This is a genomic window from Lentzea roselyniae, assembly GCF_039537795.1.
In the GTDB taxonomy this organism is placed as follows: domain Bacteria; phylum Actinomycetota; class Actinomycetes; order Mycobacteriales; family Pseudonocardiaceae; genus Lentzea; species Lentzea atacamensis.
The window spans coordinates 35,371-57,558 of the sequence record NZ_BAABBE010000013.1; the positions used below are offsets into that span (position 1 = coordinate 35,371).

21 protein-coding genes are annotated in these 22,188 nt (G+C 68.1%); 11 read left to right on the forward strand and 10 right to left on the reverse strand.

Going from position 1 to position 22,188, the window contains the following annotated elements:
- Window positions 1-149: 149 nt before the first annotated feature.
- Window positions 150-1,319 carry a 4-hydroxybenzoate 3-monooxygenase gene (locus ABFX45_RS23465; protein ID WP_346131939.1) on the reverse strand — a complete coding sequence of 390 codons (1,170 nt, stop codon included), beginning with the start codon at window positions 1,317-1,319 and terminating at the stop codon, window positions 150-152.
- A 176-nt stretch (window positions 1,320-1,495) separates the two neighbouring features.
- Between ABFX45_RS23465 and ABFX45_RS23470 the strand changes: the two genes are divergently transcribed.
- From ABFX45_RS23470 to ABFX45_RS23495, 6 genes are all read left to right on the forward strand, one after another.
- Window positions 1,496-2,506 (forward strand): ABC transporter substrate-binding protein, encoded by a 1,011-nt coding sequence (locus tag ABFX45_RS23470; RefSeq protein ID WP_109637158.1) that lies wholly within the window; start codon window positions 1,496-1,498, stop codon window positions 2,504-2,506.
- Between the two features lie 221 nt (window positions 2,507-2,727).
- Window positions 2,728-5,502: a nitrate- and nitrite sensing domain-containing protein gene (locus tag ABFX45_RS23475; RefSeq protein WP_233439575.1), complete on the forward strand. Its 2,775-nt coding sequence runs from the start codon at window positions 2,728-2,730 to the stop codon at window positions 5,500-5,502.
- Window positions 5,499-5,921 (forward strand): roadblock/LC7 domain-containing protein, encoded by a 423-nt coding sequence (locus ABFX45_RS23480; RefSeq protein WP_030468876.1) that lies wholly within the window; start codon window positions 5,499-5,501, stop codon window positions 5,919-5,921. Before ABFX45_RS23475 ends, ABFX45_RS23480 begins: the two co-directional genes overlap by 4 nt.
- A gap of 16 nt (window positions 5,922-5,937) precedes the next feature.
- Window positions 5,938-6,534, forward strand: a complete 597-nt coding sequence (locus tag ABFX45_RS23485; RefSeq protein WP_109637160.1) for a GTP-binding protein — start codon at window positions 5,938-5,940, stop codon at window positions 6,532-6,534.
- A gap of 108 nt (window positions 6,535-6,642) precedes the next feature.
- On the forward strand, window positions 6,643-7,803 hold the full coding sequence (locus ABFX45_RS23490) for an alkaline phosphatase PhoX (RefSeq protein WP_109637161.1): 1,161 nt from the start codon (window positions 6,643-6,645) through the stop codon (window positions 7,801-7,803).
- Between the two features lie 81 nt (window positions 7,804-7,884).
- Window positions 7,885-8,403 (forward strand): snapalysin family zinc-dependent metalloprotease, encoded by a 519-nt coding sequence (locus tag ABFX45_RS23495; protein WP_109637162.1) that lies wholly within the window; start codon window positions 7,885-7,887, stop codon window positions 8,401-8,403.
- A 25-nt stretch (window positions 8,404-8,428) separates the two neighbouring features.
- Here the strand turns inward: ABFX45_RS23495 and ABFX45_RS23500 are convergent, their stop codons facing one another.
- The 5 genes from ABFX45_RS23500 to ABFX45_RS23520 form a co-directional block, all read right to left on the reverse strand.
- Window positions 8,429-10,267 (reverse strand): diguanylate cyclase domain-containing protein, encoded by a 1,839-nt coding sequence (locus ABFX45_RS23500; RefSeq protein WP_346131940.1) that lies wholly within the window; start codon window positions 10,265-10,267, stop codon window positions 8,429-8,431.
- Window positions 10,267-11,067: an SAM-dependent methyltransferase gene (locus ABFX45_RS23505; RefSeq protein ID WP_109637164.1), complete on the reverse strand. Its 801-nt coding sequence runs from the start codon at window positions 11,065-11,067 to the stop codon at window positions 10,267-10,269. Before ABFX45_RS23505 ends, ABFX45_RS23500 begins: the two co-directional genes overlap by 1 nt.
- 100 nt (window positions 11,068-11,167) lie before the next feature.
- Complete coding sequence (locus ABFX45_RS23510; protein ID WP_109637165.1) at window positions 11,168-11,611, reverse strand: hypothetical protein; 444 nt, start codon at window positions 11,609-11,611, stop codon at window positions 11,168-11,170.
- Window positions 11,589-12,206 (reverse strand): RNA polymerase sigma factor, encoded by a 618-nt coding sequence (locus ABFX45_RS23515; protein ID WP_109637166.1) that lies wholly within the window; start codon window positions 12,204-12,206, stop codon window positions 11,589-11,591. Before ABFX45_RS23515 ends, ABFX45_RS23510 begins: the two co-directional genes overlap by 23 nt.
- Window positions 12,207-12,260: 54 nt before the next feature.
- Window positions 12,261-13,511, reverse strand: coding sequence for a S8 family peptidase (locus ABFX45_RS23520; protein WP_346131941.1), 1,251 nt, complete (start codon window positions 13,509-13,511; stop codon window positions 12,261-12,263).
- A 26-nt stretch (window positions 13,512-13,537) separates the two neighbouring features.
- Between ABFX45_RS23520 and ABFX45_RS23525 the strand changes: the two genes are divergently transcribed.
- The 3 genes from ABFX45_RS23525 to ABFX45_RS23535 all read left to right on the forward strand — a co-directional run bounded on the left by ABFX45_RS23525 (window position 13,538) and on the right by ABFX45_RS23535 (window position 17,323).
- Entirely contained in the window at window positions 13,538-16,126 is a 2,589-nt protein-coding gene (locus tag ABFX45_RS23525) for a CHAT domain-containing protein (RefSeq protein ID WP_346131942.1), read from the forward strand.
- Window positions 16,127-16,260: 134 nt separating this feature from the next.
- Complete coding sequence (locus ABFX45_RS23530; RefSeq protein WP_109637167.1) at window positions 16,261-17,091, forward strand: helix-turn-helix domain-containing protein; 831 nt, start codon at window positions 16,261-16,263, stop codon at window positions 17,089-17,091.
- Window positions 17,092-17,101: 10 nt separating this feature from the next.
- Window positions 17,102-17,323 carry a DUF397 domain-containing protein gene (locus ABFX45_RS23535; RefSeq protein ID WP_109637168.1) on the forward strand — a complete coding sequence of 74 codons (222 nt, stop codon included), beginning with the start codon at window positions 17,102-17,104 and terminating at the stop codon, window positions 17,321-17,323.
- Here the strand turns inward: ABFX45_RS23535 and ABFX45_RS23540 are convergent.
- Window positions 17,302-18,090 (reverse strand): hypothetical protein, encoded by a 789-nt coding sequence (locus tag ABFX45_RS23540; RefSeq protein WP_346131943.1) that lies wholly within the window; start codon window positions 18,088-18,090, stop codon window positions 17,302-17,304. The genes ABFX45_RS23535 and ABFX45_RS23540 overlap by 22 nt on opposite strands.
- The gene (locus ABFX45_RS23545) at window positions 18,087-18,416 is read right to left on the reverse strand and encodes a hypothetical protein (protein WP_146231577.1); all 330 of its coding nucleotides are present in this window, start codon (window positions 18,414-18,416) and stop codon (window positions 18,087-18,089) included. Before ABFX45_RS23545 ends, ABFX45_RS23540 begins: the two co-directional genes overlap by 4 nt.
- A 94-nt stretch (window positions 18,417-18,510) precedes the next feature.
- On the opposite strand from ABFX45_RS23545, the gene ABFX45_RS23550 reads away from it, so the two are divergent.
- Window positions 18,511-20,046 (forward strand): FAD-binding oxidoreductase, encoded by a 1,536-nt coding sequence (locus tag ABFX45_RS23550; protein WP_346131944.1) that lies wholly within the window; start codon window positions 18,511-18,513, stop codon window positions 20,044-20,046.
- Here ABFX45_RS23550 and ABFX45_RS23555 read toward each other — a convergent pair.
- Entirely contained in the window at window positions 20,027-20,290 is a 264-nt protein-coding gene (locus ABFX45_RS23555; RefSeq protein ID WP_233439636.1) for a YggT family protein, read from the reverse strand. The two genes, ABFX45_RS23550 and ABFX45_RS23555, sit on opposite strands and share 20 nt — an antisense overlap.
- Window positions 20,291-20,384: 94 nt before the next feature.
- Between ABFX45_RS23555 and ABFX45_RS23560 the strand changes: the two genes are divergently transcribed.
- Window positions 20,385-20,714, forward strand: a complete 330-nt coding sequence (locus tag ABFX45_RS23560) for a TfoX/Sxy family protein (protein WP_112227783.1) — start codon at window positions 20,385-20,387, stop codon at window positions 20,712-20,714.
- Between the two features lie 21 nt (window positions 20,715-20,735).
- On the opposite strand, the gene ABFX45_RS23565 is transcribed toward ABFX45_RS23560, so the two are convergent.
- Window positions 20,736-22,181: an Nramp family divalent metal transporter gene (locus ABFX45_RS23565; RefSeq protein ID WP_346131945.1), complete on the reverse strand. Its 1,446-nt coding sequence runs from the start codon at window positions 22,179-22,181 to the stop codon at window positions 20,736-20,738.
- Between the last annotated feature and the right edge of the window lie 7 nt (window positions 22,182-22,188).

Sequence of the window (22,188 nt, forward strand, 5' to 3'; positions counted from 1 at the left end):
TCGGGGGATGTCGTGTTGCACCATATGGATGATCGACATCCCCCGGCATCGGGAGTTGGCCCCAGATCGTGACGAAAGCAGGCCCCTAGGGGGTTGGTCTCACCCGTTAGGGGAGCCCGGGAGTCACCCCACAGGGGGAGATTGTGCCCTCAGGGGCCAACGTAGTTCTCCGCGAAGCTCGCGCGGTACGCGGGCGACTCGGCCAGGTGCTCCAGCCGTGCCTGCGCCAAGCGTCCGAAGAACGGGGAGCTGACGTCCGTGTGGATCATGTTCACCATCCACTGCGAGAACTCCTGGGCCCGCCAGACGCGGCGCAGGCAGTCGTCGGAGTAGGTCTTGAGACCGGTCTCCGAACCGGTCGCGTAGAACTCCGTCAGTGCACGTGAGAGCGTTGCCGCGTCGTTCATCGCGAGGTTCATGCCCTTCGCGCCGACCGGCGTGATGATGTGGGCTGCGTCACCCAGCAGGTATAGCCGGCCGTACGACATCGGTTCGACCACGTGGCTGCGCATGTCGAGGATTCGCTTTTCAACGATCTTTCCCTCGGTCAGCGACCAAGTCGAACCGTGGAGTGCGAACCGCTTGTGCAAGGCCTCCCACACCTGCTCGTCGGACCAATCCGAAGCTTTTGTTCCGACCGGCACCTGGAGGTAGAAGCGAGAAATGGTCGGCGACCGCAACATGTGTCCGGCAAAACCGTCCTCGTGCAGCGCGTAAATGATGGCTTTAGTGGACGGCGGCGCCTCTGCGAGAATTGCGAGCCACTCAATCCCGTGGTGATGCGAGAATTCTGTCAGAACTCCGTCGGGAATCGACGGCCGGCACACGCCGTGGAACCCGTCGCACCCGGCGACGAAGTCACATGAAATTTCTTCACGTCTGCCATCTGTGCTGGTCCAGGCCACGGAAGGGCTGGAACAGGTGAGATCCCGCAACTCCACGTCGCTGACCGAGAACCGGATGTCACCGCCACCGTCGAGGAATGCCGCGATGAGGTCCTTGACCACTTCCTGCTGGGGGTAGACGTAGTGGTTCTGCCCCTCGTACAGATCGCTGTACGCCACCTGGAACGCCTGTCCGTTCACGCGGAATTCACACGTTCCGTGACGGTCTGCTTCCATCAGCAAACGATCGGCGAGTCCGAACGACTCCAGCATGGTCACGGAGCGGTGTTCAAGCACTCCCGCGCGTGGCCGGGTTTCCACATGAGTGCGACTAGCTTTTTCGAGGACAACGCAGTCGATACCTGACTGCTGGATCAGGTTTGCCAAGGTCAGACCGGCCGGCCCGGCGCCTACGACGGCAACAGCGCGCTTCAACTGGGGTTCTCCTAGCCCTAGGTCTGCTGTGCTTAGATGCTCACCGCAGGTAGTGGACTGGAACCTGCGTGTGTCGGTCAACTGGGGTCTTTTGGAGCAGCATCATTACTCTGAGTGGTTGACCGTCGCGCCTTTCCCCGCAACGACGACACCGCTCCGACAGGAGAGTGCTCCCGATGACTCGAAGAGTCCGCCGTATGGCCGTCCGTGGCGTCGCCCTCGCCACGCTGCTCGCCACCGTGGCGAGCTGTGGACTGCTCGGCGGCAAGGATCCGGCTCCCGCGACCAACGGGAACGGCCAGGTCGAAAAGGCCAAGATCACCCTGGGGGTCCTGCCGATCCTCGACGTGGCCTCCGTGCACGTGGCGAGCAAGAAGGGCTACTTCGCGGCCGAGGGTCTCGAGGTCGAGCTCAAGACGATCCAGGGTGGTGCTCAGGCGATCCCCGGCCTGATCAACAAAGAGCTGGACATGACGTTCGGCAACTGGGTCTCGTTCTTCGCCGCCCAGTCGAAGGACGCGGCCAAGCAGGTCGACGGGATCAAGCTCATCGCCGATGGCTACCAGGCCAAACCCGACATGTTCCTGATCTTGGCGGCCGGTGACTCGGCCATCAAGAGCCCCAAGGACCTGGCGGGCAAGACCATCGCGATCAACACGTTCAAGAACATCGCGGAACTGACCGCGAAGGCCACGCTGGAAGCGGCGAACGTCGACCCGAAGTCGGTCACGTTCAAGGAGATGCCGTTCCCGGACATGCAGGCCGCGGTCCAGAACAAGACCGTTGACGCGGCGTTCATGGTCGAGCCGTTCATCACCCGCGCGCAGCGTGCCGCCGGCCAGGTCAAGATCCTGGACGCGGCGTCGGGCCCGACCGACAACATTCCGATCGCGGGCTACGCGACCAGCGGCGAGTTCGCCAAGAACAACCCCAAGACCGTCGCCGCGTTCCAGCGCGCGATCGCCAAGGGTCAGGCGGACGCCGCCGACCGTCCCACGGTCGAGCCGCTGCTCGTCGAGTACGCCAAGGTCGACAAGGAAACCGCCGCTCTCGTCCACTTCGGTGCCTTCCCGACCTCGCTCGACGCGACCCGGCTGCAGCGGGTCACGCAGCTGATGCAGCGCTACGGGCTGCTGGACAAGGAGCTCGACGTCAAGCCGATGCTCATCCAGCCCTCCGGTAGTTGACGAACAGCGCGGGTGGTTGTGATCGCGCCGTGATCATAGCCACCCGCGCTCATCGTTTCCGCCGGATGAATTATCGCTTAGAGGCCGTTTAGCCGCGCGACCGTCAGTTGTTGATTCTGGAACCAACTGTTTTGTCGTCCGAACGGCGGTATGAGAACCGTGCGTTTTACACCAAGATCCACCAAGTTTGCAGCTATTAAACGGGGCGGGGAGTGTTGACGGTGCGCGGTCGTGAGGACCAGCGAGGCATCGACCGGTTCCGCCTACGCAACTGGCGGTTGCGGAGCAAGCTCGCGGTGGTGTTGCTAGTTCCGGCCCTGAGCACCGCGACTCTCGCGGGCCTTCGCCTGAACGGCCAGCTGGACGACGTCGAGCTCTTCGGCACCGTGCAGCGCGAGCTCGCCGTCAGCCACCAGGCCGCGAAGGTGGAATACGCGCTCCAGGTGGAGCGCGACTGGGCAGTGCAGTGTGTTGCCGCCGGCAGGCAGAACGCGTGTCCTGAGCACGCGGCCCGCACCGGCGCCACCGACACGGAACTGGGCAGGTATCGGGACGCGGGCGCGACGACGACCGCGCTGAGCGAGTCCCTGCAGGAAGCTTTCACGAAGTCGTTGGAGTCGCTGGACGGTCTGGCGAGCTTGCGCGTCACGTTGCTGAGCACGAAGTACCCGGACATGGCCGTGATCGGTGCGTACAACCAGATCATCGCCTCGCTCGGCCAGGTGCACCGCGCCGCGATCTCCAGCCTGAGCGAGCCGGCCATCGTTCCGCTCGTCGCCGCCGCGCAGGCGCTCTACCAGGCGCAGGAGCAGATCGGCCAGCAGAACGCGATCCTGACGGCCACCGCGCTGCGCAGGAGTTTCGCGCCAGGTGCCGCGGACGAGCTGCGGGCCGCGCAGTCCCGGCTGGACGCCGCGTTCAACGAGTTCAACGACGTCGCCTCGCCGGCGAACCGGCAGAAGTTCCAGGACGTCGTGTCCGGTGCCGCGGTCGACGGTCGCAACCGGCTGGTGAAGCTCGCGCTGGCACAGAACGCCGACAACAAGCCGGTGACCATCTCGGACGCCGAGGTGCTCAAGGACGGCGAGGGCACCGCGAACCTCGTGCACGAGGTCGCCGGCGAGATGGAGTCCCAGGCCGACGCCACGACCACGCGCCTGGCCGGCCAGGCGCGCACGGACGCCTGGCGCGACGCCGCACTGGTCGCCGCGTCGCTGATCGTCGCGTTCGGTCTGATGGCGATGGTCGCGCAGTCGATGCTGCGGCCGCTGCGCGTTCTCCGCCGCAGCGCCCTCGACGTCGCCCGCAACCAGCTGCCGGAAGCGATTCGCCGCATTCGTTCGCACCGCGACCCCGAACGCGCCGCGGAAGAGGCGATCGTCCCGGTGCCGCTCAACACGACCGAGGAGGTCGGCCAGGTCGCGCGGGCGTTCGACCTGGTGCAGCGCGAAGCCGTCCGCCTCGCCGTCGAGCAGGTGGCACTGCGCGCGAACGTCAACGACATGTTCATCAACCTGTCGCGGCGCTCGCAGGCGTTGGTGGAACGCCAGATCAGCGTGATCGACCGGCTCGAGCAGGACGAGCAGGACCCCGACCACCTGGCGTCGCTGTTCGAGCTCGACCACCTCGCCACGCAGATGCGCCGCAACAGCGAGAACCTGCTGGTGCTCTCCGGCACGACGGTCAACCGCCGCGTCACCCGCCCGGTCGCGATCGCCGAGGTGCTCGGCGCCGCGGTGTCCGAGGTGGAGAAGTACGCGCGCGTCCAGATCGCGCCGACGCCGGACATGATGGTGCAGGGCCGCGTGGTCAACGACCTCGCGCACCTCATCGCCGAGCTGCTCGACAACGCGACCGCGTTCTCCAAGCCGACCACCAAGGTCACCGTGCGCACGATCGAAACCCGCAAGGGCGAGATCGCGATCCGCATCCACGACCGCGGCGTCGGCATGCAGGACGCCGACATCGTCGAGGCCAACGCGAAGCTCGCCGAGCCGCCGGAGGTCGACGTCTCCGTGGCCCGCGAGATGGGCCTGTACGTGGTCGGCCAGCTCGCCAAGCGCCACGAGATCCGCGTGACGCTCGCGAACAACGACGACATCGAGGGCGGTGTCACCGCCCAGGTGATCCTGCCGATCTCGTTGCTGCACAAGGGACCCGCTCCCGCGCTGCCGCTGCCGGTCGCGGCCGCGCCCGCCGAGACGAGCAACGAGGGTCTCGCCGGTGTGCCGAAGTGGACGCCGGAACACCCGGTCGTGGTGCCTTCCGCCACCGCGGCCGACGAGCCCTCCGGCCGTCACCGCATCGAACAGACGTCCGCCGACGGCCTGTTCACCGCCCGGGTCGAGCCGACCGAGGTGTCCCCTGAGGACGCCTACTCCTACGAGCCGCCGATCGAGCGCCCGGAGGAACCCGCGAAATCCGCGGACCAGGCGACCGAGATCTTCCCGGCCATCTCCGACGACATCGGAGAGATCTCCGCGGACAGTCTGTCGCGGTGGTTCCAGACTCCGGCTGCCGCGCCGCAGCGGCCGGCCGTTGATTCCACAAAGGACGTTCCGGCAGCGGAGCCGGACACCGAGTCCGAACCTTCCACGGTGAACGGTCTGCCCAAGCGGCAGCGTTCAGCGGAACCCGCGAAGCCCGAGGCACCAACGGCGGTGCCGCGCGCGGTCGCCGACTTCGCCGAGTCCGACTGGGGATCGGCCGACGAGGGCTGGCGTGCCGCCGGTGCGCTGGAGTCCGGCGTGCCCGCGCTGACGACGGAGAACGGCCTGCCCAAGCGCGTCCCGAAGGCGCGCCTGGTGCCGGGCTCCACTCCCAAACCGTCGTCACCGGTTCCGCAGCTGGCGGCCGCCGGGACGGGAGGTCGTTCCGCGGAACGGCTCCGTCAGCGGTTCGCCACGTACCAGAAGGGTGTCCAGCTCGGCCGTGAGTCGCTCTTCGACTCGGCCGTCGGCGGCATCCCCGTGATCGCAGAAAGGGAACACCAGTGACCACCGCGACTGAGGAACTGGACAACTTCAGCTGGCTGGTCGAGGACTTCGTCAGCAGGGTCGCCGGTGTCGCGCACGCGATCGTCGTCTCGGCGGACGGTCTGTTGCTCGCCTCGTCGGACCGCCTTCCGCACGACCGCGCCGAACAGCTGGCCGCAGTGTCCTCCGGCCTCGTTTCGCTGAACCTCGGCGCGGCGCGTTGTTTCGAGGCGGGTGAGGTGAAACAGACTGTCGTCGAGATGGAACGGGGCTATCTTTTCCTGATGTCCATCAGCGACGGGTCCTGCCTCGCCGTGCTCGCCGCGCCCAACTGCGACATCGGGCTCATCGGTTACGCGATGACCCGGCTGGTGGAGCGGGTCGGTCTCCAGCTCACCCCGGAGATCCGTGCCCAGCTGCACGTTTCCATGCGAGCCTGAGTAGAGAGAAGTTCCCATGAGCAACGGTGCTCCGGGTCGTCCGGGGTCACCTGGGGTCGACCTGGCCGCGACGTCGGCGAAGATCGTCATCGCGGGCGGGTTCGGCGTCGGCAAGACGACGTTCGTCGGTTCGGTCTCCGAGATCACCCCGTTGACCACCGAGGCCGTCATGACCCAGGCGTCGGTCGGCGTGGACGACCTCTCGGCCGTCCCGGACAAGGTCACCACCACGGTGGCCATGGACTTCGGCCGGCTGCACCTGGACAAGGACCTGATCCTGTACCTGTTCGGCACGCCTGGACAGCACCGGTTCTGGTTCATGTGGGACGACCTGGTCCGCGGCGCGATCGGCGCCGTGGTGATGGTCGACACGCGCCGGATCGACGAGGCTTTCGCGCCCATCGACTTCTTCGAGGACCGCGATCTGCCGTACGTGATCGCGGTGAACTGCTTCGACGGCCTGATGCACCACCGGGCGGAGGAGGTGCGGGACGCGCTGACGATCCCGTCGTCCGTGCCGATAATCCCGTGCGACGCGCGGAACCGTCAGTCGACGAAGCAGATCCTCATCGCACTGGTGGAGCACGCGCTGCGCCAGCCTTCGTTCGCCTGACCGCACGGGCAAAGCCTTTCGCCGAAACAGCCGGGAAAACCGTGACCGTCAACGGTCATCCGCCCGGCCGTCGCCCGGAAGGCTCCCGACTGCGGGACGCTCCAGCACATGGAGCGTCGGAATTTTCTACGTGTCGCAGTTGTCGGAACGGCCGCGGCGGCGTTCGGTGGCGCCAACTGGCGTGAAGCCTTCGCCGCCGGGGCTCAGCCCGGACCCAGCCCGTACGGACCGCTGCAGGCGGTGAATTCGAGCGGCCTCATGCTGCCCGCGAAGTTCACCAGCCGGGTGATCGCCCGCACCGGCCAGAAGGTGGCCGGTACCAGCTACACCTGGCACCCCGCCCCGGACGGCGGCGCGTGTTTCAAGGACGGCACCGGGTGGATCTACGTGTCCAACAGCGAGGTGTCGTCGACGGGCGGTGCGAGCGCGGTCAAGTTCAACGCGCAGGGCACCATCACCAGCGCGTACCGGACGTTGAGCAACACCAACGTGAACTGCGCCGGTGGGGCCACGCCGTGGAACACCTGGCTGTCCTGCGAGGAGGTCGACCGCGGCTACGTCTACGAAACGGACCCGTGGGGTGTGAAGGCGGCCGTGCGCCATCCCGCGATGGGCAGGTTCAAGCACGAGGCCTGCGCGGCTGATCCCGTCCGCAAGGTCATCTACCTGACCGAGGACGTCTCGGACGGTTGCCTGTACCGCTTCAAGCCCACCACGTGGGGCGATCTGCGCAGCGGCACGCTGGAGGTCATGACCGGCTCGAACAGCCAGACCAGCGGAACGGTCGGCTGGGCCAGGGTTCCCGACCCCGACGGCAGCCCGACCGCCACGCGCAACCAGGTGAGCGGTGCCAAGCGGTTCAACGGTGGCGAAGGTTGTTACTACGCCGACGACACGTGCTGGTTCACCACCAAGGGCGACGGCAGGGTGTGGGCGTACAACGCCACCAACAGCACCATCAGCCTGACCTACGACGACTCTCTCGTGACCGGGGCACCGGCCCCTCTCACGGGCGTGGACAACGTAACTCGCTCTTCTGGCGGCGATCTGTTCGTGGCGGAGGACGGCGGAAACATGGAGATCTGCATCATCACGCCGCAGGGGGTTGTCGCGCCGTTCCTCCGAGTTCCCGGCCAAAGCAGCAGCGAGATCACGGGTCCCGCGTTCTCGCCCGACGGTAGTAGGCTCTATTTCTCCTCGCAGCGCGGCACCGCGGGCAACGTCAACGGTGGCATCACCTACGAAGTGACTGGACCGTTCCGGCGCTGATTGACACTTGACTCTTCTTGTGCGCCAAGGCTTTAGCGATACAGTCGGGGTGCAATCACCCTGCATTGCGAGGAGATTCCTGTGTCCCTGCGCAAAACAATTTTTTCGCTTACCGCTGCCGTCGCCCTGACGGCCGGCTTCCTCGGCACCGCTGAAGCAGCACCCCGCACCCTCACCTACAACGCCGAGGGTGCGGCCGAGTTCAAGCAAGCCGTAGTCGACGGGGCGAACATCTGGAACGCCAGCGTCGTGAACGTGAAGCTGGTGAGGACCACTTCCGCTTCCGCGAACATCAAGGTGTACGCGGACAACCAGTGGCCTCGCGCCCAGGTGACCAGCCTCGGCAACGGTCGCTGGTACATGGGCCGCCAGGCGGTCAACGAAGGACACCACGTCGTCCGCATCGCGGCGCACGAGTTCGGCCACCTGCTCGGCCTGCCCGACCGCAGGACGGGGCTGTGCACCGACCTGATGTCCGGCGCCAGCGCCGGCACGTCCTGCAAGAACCCCAACCCGAACGCCAGGGAGAAGGCGGAGGTCGAGGCGAAGTTCCGCACGGCCGCCACCGTCAAGGCCGAGACGTTCGTCGACGCTGCCTGACCTGATCGGAGGTGGGCTTCCCGTTCTATCGCGGGAGGCCCACCACCAGGTCCACGCCGAGCGCCTCGAGCTCGTCGGGATCGCCCGGTCCGCCGATCACGTGCACGCCGGCCGACCGCAGCAACGGCACCATCAGCGCCATCCCCTGTCGCGCCAGCCGTTCCGACGGCGGCCGCGCCAGCCGGACGCCCCACACCGGGCTGCGGTCCACAGTGGACAAGCCGGCGAAGCCGCCGCCGAACTCGTGCAGCAGAACGTGGACGCCCATGTCGTGCAGCACTTCGAGGTTCTCCTCGCCCTCCGGCATCGAACGCACGTCCAGCGCCAGGAACAGCGAGGAAGCCGGAAACGCGCAGTCCCTCAGGCCGGTCCGCACGTGCGCCGCCAGGTCCTGGTCCCGTGACTGGTCGCGGGACAACCGGATCAGCGCCGGCTCGCCTCGCGAACACGCGTCGTGCAACACCATCTGCATCAGGCGCGAGGCCAGGCCGAGGGCGTCGGCGTAGGCGACGACGTCGTCGTGCCGGGAGTCACCCCAGCGCAGCGTCGCCTCGACGAAAGCGTGAGAACCCGAAACCCACGACACCGGCGCGTACTCCACGGAGATCTCGCCGTTCTCGAAGGCACCGGGCATCGCCGCGATTCGCGCGTACCGGGCACGGTCGGCCACATCGGCCTCGTGGTCGTAGATCGCCCACTGTCTCTTGCCGCCGGTCTCCGCCCGCCGCAACGTCGAGTGCGCCCGCCGCAGCACCGCGGTCGGGTCCGCGCCGGGGCCGGCCGCGTGCACGAACCCGATCGACGTCGACACCGCGACGCCCGCGCCCTCGAGGTAGACGGGCTCGGACAGCTCCTCGTCGATCATGGCGGCCAGCGCGGCCACGTCCGGCGACCCGTGGATCAGCACCACGAACTCGTCGCCGCCCACCCGCGCCACGACGGCGTCCGGCAGCACGGCCCGCAATCGCCGGGCGACCTCCACCAGCACCGCGTCGCCCGCCACGTACCCGAGGCCGTCGTTGACGATCGCCAGGCTGTCGACGTCGAGGTAGCCCAGCGTGTACGGCTCACCGGACGCGAGCGCCGACTCCAGCTTGTCCGTGAACGAGCTGCGGTTCGGCAGCCCTGTCAGCAGGTCCGTCAACGACTGGTGCCGCAGCCACTCCTGCAGCATCCGCTGTTCGGAGACGTCCTCGATCAGCGCGACGTGGAACTTCGGCAGCCCGTCCGACCCTCGCAGCACGGACAGCACGACGTTCGCCCACACCGAGTCGCCGTTGCGGCGCGTCAGCTCCCACTCGCGCCGGTCGGTGTCCACGGAGGACGAGATCATCCGCTCACAGGCGGCGGCCAGCGCCACCGCGTCGGCCTCGGCGAACAGCTCCTTGGGCATCTCCTCGTAGCCGAGGATCGCGGCCAGCGCCTCGTTCGCCTCCACCACCGCGCCGCTCAGGTCGAAGATCGCGATGCCCACCGCCGTCGACGCGAAGACCTGGGCGAACCGGGCCTCGCTGTCGTGCAGGTCGCGCTGCGCGTCCTCGACGGCCTTCAGCAGCGAGTTCTTGACCTTCTCCTGCTCGGCGAACAACTGGTCGCGCGTCGCCCGCACGTACCCGGACGCCAGCGCGCCGAGCACCTCCGGCGGGAACTCCGGCGCCAGCACCTCGAGCGTGCACCGCAACGAGTCCGGGCCGGTGAACCGCTTGTGCACCAGCCATTCGCCGACGGCGGGCGCATCCTGCCCAGCGCGCAACCGGGCGGCGTGCTCGTCGAGGTGCTGCGTCAGCTTTCGCCGGGACATCGGCGAGTACGCGCTCTCGATCAGAACAGCCGCCCAGCGCTGCGCCAGGGCGGAGGCGGGCATCAGGGTTTGCGGCCCACCGCTGCGTACAGGTTGGCCTTCGACGGATCGGTGCCGACGTCCTCCGGCGTCTCCGGCCGCCACTCCGGCGTGAACACGATGCCGGGCTCCACGATCTCGAGCCCTGACAACATGTCCGTCACCTGAGCCTTCGTGCGCGGCGTGATCGGCTCGGCGGTCTTGGCGAAGATCTCCTTACCCGCGGCCATGGCCGCGGGCATGCTGTCGGCGGTGAAGTGAGACAGCGCCAGGTACGAACCGGACGACAACGCCTCCACGTAACGGGACAACACACCCCACGGGTCGTCCGCGTCCGGGATGAACTGCAGGACACCGACGACCAGGAGCCCGATCGGCTGCGAGAAGTCCAGCAGCTCCCGCGCCTGCGCGACCACCTTCTCCGGCTCGCGCAGATCCGCCAGCAACGCCGTCACGTTCGGCTCGTCGGCCAGCATGAGCTCGGCGTGCGTGATCGCGACCGGCTCGAAGTCGACGTACACGACCTTCGCCTCGGGTGCGGCCTCGTGCGCCACCTCGTGCACGTTGCCGACCGTCGGGATGCCCGAACCGAGGTCCAGGAACTGCCGGATGCCGAGATCCGCCAGCTCCAGCACGACCCGGCGCAGGTAGGCGCGGTTGCGCCGTGCCATGTCCCGCACGGGCAGAACCTTGATCAGAGCCTCGGCCGTCTCGCGGTCCGCTTCGAAGTTGTGCCCACCGCCGAGCAGGTAGTCGTAGATCCGGGCCGAACTCGGCACGTCGACGTTGACACCTTCCGGAACCCAGCTGACTCGATCGACCACAGCAGCACACCTCTCGCGATGCGAATTCTGAGCGTCGACAACCCTACTGGCCGCAGATGTGGGCCGAACGAATGAATTCCACCGTCACTCGAATGGTGTGCTAAAGGATAAACCAATCGGTGCAGCCGTTTGCGAACCGGAACTTCACGGGTCCGCGCGGTGCCGTCCCCATCACGAACATCCCCAGTTCGTCGACCGCCGCGGTTTCGTGGTCTCCGGACGGCGTCACCAGCGTGACGGATCCGGACGCCGGCATCAGCTGACCGGTGATCCCCGCCGCCGACACCTCCACCTGCAACGACACGCCGTCCGCGTCGAAGATCAGCTGCCGCGCCGTCGCCGTGGACCTCGCACGGGCGAACAGCGTGTCGTCCAGCACGGAGTCGTACGACGTGATCGCGAGCAGCTCCTCGTCGATGTTCCGCCAGGTGAACGCGGCCTTCGCGGCCTCCACGAACTCCGGGGGAACCTCCTCGGAAGGTGTGCTCAACGCGTCGCGCAAGGCGTCGAGCAGTACTTCGTCACTGTCCCAGTCGTGCCGCACCCAGCACACCTCCTCTCGTGGCCGGCGATCCCAGGAACGCTGAGATCGCAGGGGTCTTGCGCAACTTCTCCAGGCAACGTATCCGCGTCGGGCCGATGCTGCCGACCGGCATCGCGAGCTCTTCGCTCACGACCTGGTAGCTCGGCGGCGGGTCGGTCATCAGCTTCGTCAGCAACCGCTTGCACTGGTCCGTGAGCTCGGCGAACCCGTCCCGCAGCGCCTGCCGCCGCTCCACGGCCAGCAGGTCCGCCTCCACCTCCGCGTCCATCTGCTCCGACTCCAGCGCGTCGGTCTCGGACAACGGGTCGTAGAGGTGCGTCCGCTGCTGCACGCGCAGCACGCGCAGACACTCGTTGCGGGTGGTCGTCATGATCCAGCCGGGCAGTGCCTCCGGCTCGCGCAGCCGCCCGATCTGCTCGACGAGCCGAAGCCACAGCGTCTGGTTCACGTCGGCCGCGTCCGCGGGGCGCAGCCGGTGCTTGTAGATCACCGACACCACCAGCGGCGTGTAACGGTCCACGATCTCGTTCCACGCCGACTGGTCGCCCTCGGCCGCCGCGCTCACGAGCGCGGCGATCGGCGATCCTGCGGTCACGTCGACTCCTTGCGGTCACAACTGGCGGAGGCCGAGGTTGCTCCCCAGATACAACTATTTGACAAAAACTCCGTAGCCGGGGTGGAAGTCCGGGCCGCTCAACAGTTTGTCACGCGCCTGAGCTGCGGTGATGCCGTCCGCGACCATCGTGGCGGCGATCCGGCCGGTGACCAGGGGAGCGGCGAACGATGTGCCGTACCAGTAGGCCCACAGTGCGAACGGTGTCGCGGCGGCCTCACCCGGCAGCTGCCACTCGCCCTTGAGGTAGGTCGAGGCCCGGTTGCCGATCGCGCACGCGTCGACCCAGTGGCCCCAGTTCGAGTACCAGGCGGGCCCGACGGAGCCGTCCCGCTTCTGCTCCGCGGCGGCGACGGCGGTGACCCGGCACAGCGCGGCGGGCCAGCTCGGCCGCTGCGTGCCCTGGTTGCCTGCCGAGGCGACCATGACGACGTCCGGCGGCAGCCCGTCGATCGCGCGCCGCAGCGGTTCGGAGGCCACGTCGTCCTCGGTGAAGCAGCCGAGCGACAGGTTGAGCAGGTTGATCTTCTTCTTGCCCAGCTCGGCGATCTTGTTGCAGAGCCGTTCCTCGTCGCCGAAGCCGTTCTGGTCGAGCGCGACCTCCGGGTCGAACGTGACACCGGGCGCGGCGTTCTGGATGACGCCCGCGACGAACGTGCCGTGCCCGCCCTGCAGCGCGAACATGTGGCCGCTGCTGTAGGCGGGGTCGACGTCGTCGGCTTCCTTGAGGTAGCGGTCGGCGAACCAGTCGGAGTGCTCGCTGTCGGCGCCGGAGGAGATGCCGGTGTCGATGATGCCGACCCGTACGTCCTTCAGGCGCTCGTCCGACTTGGGCGCGCTGATCGGGTCGGTGGGGTACGGCCGGTCGCCCGGGTTGCCCATCACGAGGCCGCCGTGGCCGACGATCACGTGGTGCGGCTGCACCAGCGGCACCCGCTCGTTCGGCCAGTTCCGCTGGTCGCGCAACAGGCGAACAATCCGCGGAATGTCCTCCGCGTTGTTCGGCAGGATCAGCCGCGCCAAACCTGCGAACCCGTCGGCCGGACGGGCGTCGATGTTGTTTTGGCGGAGCTTTTCGATCACGCGTTGTTGATCCTCGGCGCCGACGAGCAGCTGGCCGGGTCGATAAAGAAATTCACGCCCGCGTTCGGCGTGGAAGCTGATGTTCTTGTCCTCGGCAATGAGCTGCAGAAAAGCTCTTTGGTAAAGCTCCGCGCTTTCTGGCGACTTCGACACCACGGCCTCACTAAAGCAGCGTTGACGGGCACCCCGACCGAGCTTGATCAAGCTACCACAGCGGATAAAGTAACGCCGTGACCGACTTTTGTGCGGAGGACGCGCTGGAGGCCAGGCAGCGCAACCCGCGCGCGGCCGTCGAGATGGCGCGCGCGGTGCTCCGCACGACGGAAGATCGCGCGGAATGGTCGATCGCCGAGCGGGCGATCGGTCTCGCGTTGCGGGAGATGCACGACTTCAGCGGAGCCGCCCGGCATCTCCGGCGCTCGATCAGGATCGCTTCCGAGGCCTCGCTGCCACGGCTGGCCGCGCTGGCGCAGATGAGCCTGGCGTGGGTGCTCGCCTACACCGGCAAGCAGAAGCAGGCGCTGAAACTGCTGGACCTCGCGATGCCGGAGCTGACCGGCGCCGACGCGGTGGCGGCACTGATGCAACGTGGTGTCGTTTTCCACTACTTGACGAGGTACGTCGACGCCCAGCGCGACTACACCGCCGCCATCGCCGGCGCCCGCCGCGTCGGCGACAAGCTCGTCGAGGCGCGGGCCTTGAACAACCGGGGCCTCGTGCGTGCGTACGTGGGAGACATGCGCGAGGCGTCCGCGGACTTCGCCCTGGCGGCCGCGTTGCTGGGGGAACTCGGTCAGGAGCTGGGCGTCGCCGACGTGCACTGGAACGCGGGCATCATGGCGACCCGTTCCGGCGACGTCCCGGCCGCGCTGACCCTGTTCGACAAGGCGGAGGAGGTGCACCGGCGGCTCGACGTGATGCGTCCCGTGCTGCTGGTGAACCGGCTGGAACTGCTGGTCTCGGTGCCGCTGCTGGACGAGGCCCGCGTGGCCGCCGACCGCGCGATCACCGAGCTGAAGGCGTTGAAGAACCCGCTGGGCGTGTCCGAGGCGCTGTACTTCCGCGCCCGCATCGCCCTGCTGGACGACGACCCGGACGCGGCGCGTTCCTTCGCCGCCGAGGCGCGCCGCCGGTTCCGCCGCGAGCAGCGCCTGCTGTGGGCGGCCGGTGCGCGCTACCTGGAGCTGCACGCCGCTGTCCTGCGCGGTGACCGGAACCGGCCGTTGCGGCTCGCGCTGTCCAGGGTCGCCGCCGAGCTGGACTCGATGGACTGGCGGTTGCCGGCGTTGGAAGCCCGGATCGACGCCGGTCTGGTCGCCGCTGATCTCGGCCACCGTGCGCGTGCTGAAGCGGAGTTGTCCGCCGCGGCGGCTGCGCGACTGCGCGGGCCGGCCGGGCTGCGGGTGCGCGGGTGGTATGCGGAGGCGTTGCGGCGCAAGCTCTCCGGCGATGTCCGCGGCACGTCGTCCGCTTTGCGGCGCGGGATCTCGCTGCTGGACGAGTACCGGGTTTCGCTGGGCGCGGCCGAGCTGCGGGCGTCGACCGGCGTGCAGGGACAGGCGCTCGCGCTGGAGGGGCTGCGGCTCGCCGTGGCTTCCGGGAACGCAGCGCGGGTGCTGTCGTGGACCGAGAGCTGGCGGGCCGGCGCGTTGCGGATGAAGGCCGTGTCGCCGCCGGACGATCCCCGGCTCGAGGACGCCCTGGCGACGTTGCGGGCAGTCGCCGCGGACGTCGAGTCTGCTCTGCTCGCGGGGAAGCCCGCCGGTGCGCTGCGGGTGAAGCTGGTGCGCGCCGAGCAACGCGTCCGCGACCTCACCCGGCAGATGTCCGGTGAGGTGTCGGTGTTCAAGCCTCCGCCGGTGGCGTCGCTGGCCGCGGCTCTCGGTACTGCCGCGTTGATCGAGTTCGTGGAGTACGACGGGCAGTTGCTGGCGGTGGTGCTGGCCGGCGGCCGGGCAACGCTGCACCCGCTCGGTGCGCTGGTGGGCGTCGTCCGCGAGATCCGGTTGCTGCGCTTCGCCCTGCACCGGCTCGTGACGCTGCCGCCACAACTGCCGAACCTGGCAGTGGCCCGGTCTTCGGCCGCCCACGCGGCTTCCCTGCTGGCTCAACGGTTGCTGGCGCCACTGGCCTCGCGCGTCGACGGACGGCCGTTGGTCGTCGTGCCGACCGGTGCGTTGAACGGCCTGCCGTGGGCGGTGCTGGAGCGTCAGGTGACCGTCGCGCCGTCGGCTTCGGTGTGGCTGCGGGCGTGCTCGGTACCCGATGCGTCCGGTGAGGCCGTGCTGGCCGCCGGTCCGCGGATGGCCGCCGCACCCGCCGAGATCAAGGCGATCAGCTCGCACGTGCCGGGCCGCGTTCTCGTCGACTCGGAGGCGACCGTGAGCGCGGTCGCGTCCGCAATGGACGGTGCGGCTCTGGCGCACATCGCGGCGCACGGCTCGTTCCGCGTCGACAACCCGCTGTTCTCGGCGCTGGAGCTGGCCGACGGGCCGTTGACGGTCTACGACATCGAGCGGCTGCGGACACCTCCGACGCGGGTGGTGCTGTCGGCGTGCGACACGGGGCAGTCTGCGGTGCGGCCGGGCGACGAGTTGATGGGCTTCACGGCCGCGTTGCTGAGTTTGGGGACCCGGACGTTGATCGCGCCGGTCGTGCCGGTGCCGACGGACGGGACCGCGCCGGTGATGGTGGAGCTGCACCAGAAGCTGGCTGCCGGGATGGCGCCTGCCGAGGCGTTGGCCGCGGTGCAACGGGCGGCTGCCGACGACGCTTCTTATGCCGCCGCCGTTGGGTTTGTATGCTTCGGTGCGGGCTGATTTCCGGCCATTGGCCGATGATGTGTACACGGCGCGCACGAGCGTTGATGGAGGCCGTCCAACGACCGCCTTTTCGGTTGGATTTCGCGTTTGACTGTGTTCGCGGGCCTTGAATTCGCCCTAGTTTCTGGGGCATGCCAGCGAGAGCCTCCACGGTGCGCGGCCGCGAGTTCGGGGCGGGTGTCCGCGCTGTTGTCGACGCGACGGGTATGTCGCATCGCGCCATTTCGGAACTGTTGGGTTGGGATCCGCAGAAACTCTCGGATCTGTTGAACGGCAAGGGCGGGGTCGACGAGATCGACTTCGCCCGGTTGCTGGGGTTGTGCAGGGTGTCTGAGGAGGAGTTCAACCACCTCATGGCCCTGTTGAAGGTGTCGCGGGAGAAGGGCTGGTGGCAGCACTACAAAGGCGTCCTGCCCATCCAGATGCGAACGCTCATCGAGCACGAGGACGTCGCAACTGAGATCCACAGCTGGCACTTGACGCTGGTACCGGGTCTGTTGCAGATCCCCGAGTACATCCGGCCGCTCTTCGAGGTCTGGCCGAAGATCAAGCAGAACGACATCGACCGTCGTGTTGAGGCGCGAGTCGCCCGGCAGCGGATTTTGGAGGCTGGCCGCAAGTTCGTCTTTTATGTGCACGAGCAGGCGTTCTTGTTGCCGGTCGGTGGTGAAGCTGTGTGGCGCGATCAGCTCCACCATCTCTTGAGGATGTCGGTGCGGCCTTACATCTCCATCAAGGTTGTTCCGACGCGGATTGGTGCGCACGCCGGAACCACCGGCGAGTTCAGCCTCATGACCTTCAAGAAGATCTCACCCGTCGTCTACGTCGACACGATGAACTCTTGCCTCTTCATGGAAGACGGCGCATCTGTCGAGCTTTACACGGACATCCTCAAGTCCCTGGATGGCATGGCGCTGGATGAGGAAGAATCGAGGGGGTTGATCACCAGCATCGTCTCCTGAGGAGGCCACCGTGTGGCGCAAGAGCAGCTACAGCCCCGACGGCAGCAACTGCGTCGAGGTGGCCTGGCGGAAGAGCAGCTACAGCCCTGACAGCAACAATTGCGTGGAAGTCGGCGCGGGGGTGGGCGTCCGGGACAGCAAGGCTCCCTCCGCCCACATCCCGCTGTCCCCGTCAGCCTGGCTGGCGTTCCTCGGCGCCACCAAGACCGATCACTTCGGCGGCGACTTGTAGAGCGACAGCGCACTCTCGCCCGAACACCCCAGCTCGCCCGGCTGAACGTGCACTCGCCGGGGATACCAGGCCTCGACGGTGCCGTCCGCCAGCCGCACACCGGTCAGGCAGTCGCCGCCGCCCTTCGCGACGACGCCGATGTCCCCGTCCTTGACGACGGCGTCGAGGTGGGGAGGGACCTGGGGCAGCTTGGTCTGCTCGTCCACCGGTACCGGCGGGAGCTTCTCGCGCAACGCCGCGAGCACCGCGTCTTTCGTGGCCGTGGGCGGCAGTTCGGCGAGGATCTTCTTGAAGGCGTCGGGGTAGGTGTCCGGGACGCCGGTGCGTTGCGCGGGCGGTGGGGTGATCGGCTTGGCGTGCTCGGGGCAGCGGACGCGTTCCGGGCCGCCGTCCGTGACGCCGTAGTAGTTGAAGTCGGCGCGGTAGCACGCGGTCACCGGGTCCTCCTCCCAGAGCCGCCAGGGCTGGTCCGACTCGGTGGTGCCGGGGTCGTAGATGCGGAACACCAGGCTGGCGCGGACCTTCTGGGCGTCGTTCGTCGGGCTGTCGGTGATCTCGACGACCGCGAAGTACTTCGGGTCCGGGTCGCCCGCCAGTGCGGAGCGGGCGTAGGCGTTGGCGTCGGCGCCGACCGGGTAGCCGATGCGGTCCGCGACTTGCTGAGCCTTCTTGTCGGTGGCGTCGTTCCCGTCGGGGCCGGACACGACGAGGTAGACGGCAGCGGCGACCACCGCCGTCAGCAGAAGTGCGGCTCCCCAGCGCTTCACGACGTCGCCGCCGGGCAGTGGACGCGGCGAGCGCCGTGGCGGACGTCGTAGCAAGCGGTCATGGCGGGCTCCTGACTGACGAACCCGGCGCTGACCTCGTCGTGGTGGATGCGGATGATCAGCCGCTCACCGCTGCGTTCGACGACGTCCCATTCGGCGGCGCACCAGCGGACGTCGGCCAGCATCGGGTTGTGGTTCAGGCATCGCACGGCACGTTCGGCCTCGGCGTCCGTCATCCAGTCGCCTGCCGGCCGGGTCGCGAAGTACCACCCCGTCCACGCGGCGAGCGCGGTTGCTGCCAAAGCCACCATTCCCCCAGGCTTCATACCTGCGGACGCTAGCGCCGCGGTCGTGGACAGCGCGCGCGTATTCCTACTCATCCCATTCCAGAACGTCGGCGTTTCGCTTACGTTGCTCGGCATGACAACGAGGTCGTGGTGGGGCTGGGGCAACGTCGAGGACGCCGTCACCCCGGAGGAACGCCGTGCGCTGGTCGACCGGGTCAGGGCCGTGCTCCCGGACGCGGACCTGACGTTCCACGCGCCACCCGATCCCTCCTCGCTCGACCTGCCCGCCCCGCGCGTCCAGCCGCCCGGCGACCTCTGCTCGACGGACCCGGTCGACCGGCTCAGCCACGCGCGCGGCCAGGCTTACCGCGACGTCACCCGCAACCTCGCCGGTGACGTCGGCCCGCTGCCGGACGCCGTTGCCCGGCCGCGCACCGAGCAGGACGTGGTCGACGTGCTGGACTGGTGCGGTTCGCGCGACGTCGCGGTGATTCCGTTCGGTGGCGGCACTTCCGTCGTGGGCGGTGTCGAGCCGCGGGACCTCGATCGCGTGGTGACGCTGGACCTGTCGGCACTGGACCAGGTCCTGGAGGTCGACCCGACGAGCCGGGCCGCCCGCATCCAGGCCGGGGTGCTGGGGCCGTCGCTGGAGGCGCAGCTCAAGAAGTTCGGGCTGACGTTGCGGCACTTCCCGCAGTCGTTCGAGTTCTCGACGCTCGGCGGCTGGCTCGCGACCCGCGCCGGCGGTCACTACGCGACGCTCTACACGCACATCGACGACCTGATGGAGTCGCTGCGCGTCGTCACGCCCGCCGGGATCTCCGAGTCGCGCCGGCTGCCCGGTTCGGGCGCGGGGCCGTCGCCGGACCGGCTGTTCCTCGGTTCCGAAGGCACTCTGGGCGTGATCACCGAGGCGTGGATGCGGCTGCAGTCACCGCCAACCTTCCGCGCGGGTGCGTCGGTGCGGTTCGCGTCGTGGGAACGCGCGGTGGACGCCACCCGGCTGATCGCGCAGTCCGGCCTCCACCCGGCGAACTGCCGTCTGCTCGATCCGGCGGAGGCGTTCCTCAACGCCGGGTCCGCCACCTCGGTGCTGGTGCTGGCGTTCGAGTCCGCGGACCATCCCGTCGACGAGAGCCTCAGGCGGGCGCTGGAGCTCTGCGGCGACGGCGAGGTCGTCGAGGGGGCGGCGCAGCAGTGGCGGAAGTCGTTCCTGGGCATGCCTTACCAGCGTGACGCCATGGCACAGCACGCGATGATCACCGAGACGTTCGAGACGGCCTGCACGTGGGACCGGTTCGCCGAACTGCACGCGGCCGTCGTCTCGGCCGCGACTCAGGTTCTTCAGGAGGTGTGCGGCATCGGTGTCGTCACGTGCCGCTTCACCCACGTCTACCCGGACGGCCCGGCGCCCTACTACGGCATCTACGCACCCGGCCGGTGGGGGAGCCTCACGTCGCAGTGGGACGAGATCAAGGCCGCGGTGTCGGAGGCGTTGATCTCGGCCGGCGGCACCATCACCCACCACCACGCCGTTGGCCGCGACCACATGCCTTGGTACACGCGCCAACGCCCGTCGGTCTTCGGTGCGGCGTTGTCCGGCGCCAAGGCCGCCCTGGACCCTCAGGGCCTGCTGAACCCGGGAGTCCTCACCACACGATCGACCTGAGGATCAACGCCGCGATGAACACGACGGTGAACGCGAGGTCCAGCCCGAACCCGCCGAACCGCAGCGGCGGCAGCACCTTCCGAACCGGCGCCAGCACCGGTTCGGTCACCGAGTGCGTCACGCGCCGCACCTTCCAGACCCAGTCACCGCGAGCCTCGAGCGTCACCGCCCAGTCCACGATCATCCGGCCGATCATCACGATGATGAACAGCGTCAACAGCCAACCGAGCACGAAGCCGACCACGCCGAACAAGATGGCCTCCTAAATGTCCTGTACGTCCATCAAGCCACACGAAACTGAGAGGCGCCTGGCAACTCGCTGAGACAAACTTCATGACGTGGCGTACGACGAAGGCCTGGCCCACCGCCTGGGCGAGTCACTGGGCGGTCTGCCGGGCATCAGCGAGAAGAAGATGTTCGGTGGCATCGCGTTCCTCTGGAACGGAAACATGCTGGTAGGAGTGATGGGGGACGGCCTGATCGCCCGAGTGGGCCCCGAGGCGCAGGAAGACGCCCTCGCTCAGCCGGGTGCGCGCGTCTTCGACTTCACCGGCCGGCCGATGAAGGGCTGGGTCGTGGTCGACGGGGCGGCGGTGTCGGAGGACGAGGCGCTGGACGACTGGATCGCGCGCTGCCGTGACTTCGTGGAAGCGCTGCCGCCGAAGTGAGCCTCGTCCCCCGACGTGTGGTCAGAACCGCACCAGCGGGCCTCCCGTGAAGAACTCGTAGACGAAGTTCACGAAGAAGAACCCGAAGAACACGACGTTCAACCCCAGGATCACGTAGTGCCACCACCGCGGCCGCGCCGGTCGCGGCAGCCGGGAGTTCAGGTACATCAACGCGAACGGGAACATCAGCGCGCCCAGGTTCGACATGTTCGCTGAGATCTGCACCAGCTCGACGGGCAGCGCGAGGTGCAGCGCGCCCGCGATGATCACGAGCACCAGCAGCATGAACGGGTAGTAGAACCGCCGCGGGTCGTCCTCCATCCGCCGGCGCAGCCGGGGTGAGACCGCGTGCGCCGCGTCGGTGAAGTTCCGCACCAACGCCTCGAAGATGCCGAGCTGCGTGGAGAACAACACCAGCACGCCCACCACCAGCATGAGGTAGAACATGCCCTGCCCGTACAGGATTCCCAGCTGCTCGGCGGAGAACGTCGGCACGTTCGCGGCGGTCGGCTGCTGGCCGGACACCGCGACGATGTGCGCCATCAGCACGGTCGGCAGCAGCATGCCGAGCATCGCGCCGACGAAGAACACCGCCCACTGGTCGATCAGCAGCAACCGGTACCAACGACGCCACAGCGACGCGTTCGCCGGGGTGTCCACAAAGGTCACGCCGACCGGTCGCACCTCCTGCTTGCCGCCGCGCATGCCCGAGATGAACCCGACGTGGTGGCCCATGCCGTAACCCTTGTCGCGGTAGTGACTCATCGCGTACCAGTTCAGGCCGGACGCCAGCGCGGTGAACCCGGCCAGGCCGCCCAGCTGGGTCGCCGTGATCCCCGACGGCGGCGCGGCGGGCGTGACCAGGCCGCGCACCCCTTCCGACCACACGGAGAAGGGCACGATCGCGAGTGTCACCACGATCAGGACCAGCAGCAACGTGCCGACCAGCACCCAGTTCGCCAGCTCGAGGGTGCGGGACACCTTGCGGGCGGCCGCGGTGATCAGGAAGACCACGACGAGCAGGCCGATCGCGAGCAGCCGCACGTACTCGATCTCGTCCGGCCGGTAGCCGCGGCCGGCGATCAGCGCGAAGAGCCCCTGACCGGCGCCCGCCGCCCAGCCGCCGAAGATGAACGCGAAGTAGAAGACCACCAGCGAGACCGGCACCCAGAACTTCCAGCCGGGCGGCACCCGGCCCCAGCCGACGATCGGCACCTCGCCGGTCGCCACGACGTAACGGGCGACCTCCACGTTGTAGAACGTCTGCAGCAGCGCCGACACGGTGATCACCCAGCCGATGCCGACGAAGCCGAACCTGCCGACCGCCTGCGGGCCGAGCAGCCACTCGCCGCTGCCGATCGAGATGCCGAGCGCGATCAGGCTCGGGCCGATGACGAACTGGACCACCTGCAGCGGCCCCAGCTTGCGGACCTTGAAGACCTTCTCGGGTTCTGGCAGGTCAGCCACATCGAGT

Excerpts from the sequence above, each read along its gene's own strand:
- ABFX45_RS23490 (WP_109637161.1), top strand. The coding sequence starts at position 6,643 with ATGGAGCGTCGGAATTTTCTACGTGTCGCAGTTGTCGGAACGGCCGCG.
- ABFX45_RS23530 (WP_109637167.1), top strand. The coding sequence starts at position 16,261 with ATGCCAGCGAGAGCCTCCACGGTGCGCGGCCGCGAGTTCGGGGCGGGT.
- ABFX45_RS23545 (WP_146231577.1), bottom strand. The coding sequence starts at position 18,416 with ATGAAGCCTGGGGGAATGGTGGCTTTGGCAGCAACCGCGCTCGCCGCG.
- ABFX45_RS23550 (WP_346131944.1), top strand. The coding sequence starts at position 18,511 with ATGACAACGAGGTCGTGGTGGGGCTGGGGCAACGTCGAGGACGCCGTC.
- ABFX45_RS23485 (WP_109637160.1), top strand. The coding sequence starts at position 5,938 with ATGAGCAACGGTGCTCCGGGTCGTCCGGGGTCACCTGGGGTCGACCTG.
- ABFX45_RS23470 (WP_109637158.1), top strand. The coding sequence starts at position 1,496 with ATGACTCGAAGAGTCCGCCGTATGGCCGTCCGTGGCGTCGCCCTCGCC.
- ABFX45_RS23500 (WP_346131940.1), bottom strand. The coding sequence starts at position 10,267 with ATGCCCGCCTCCGCCCTGGCGCAGCGCTGGGCGGCTGTTCTGATCGAG.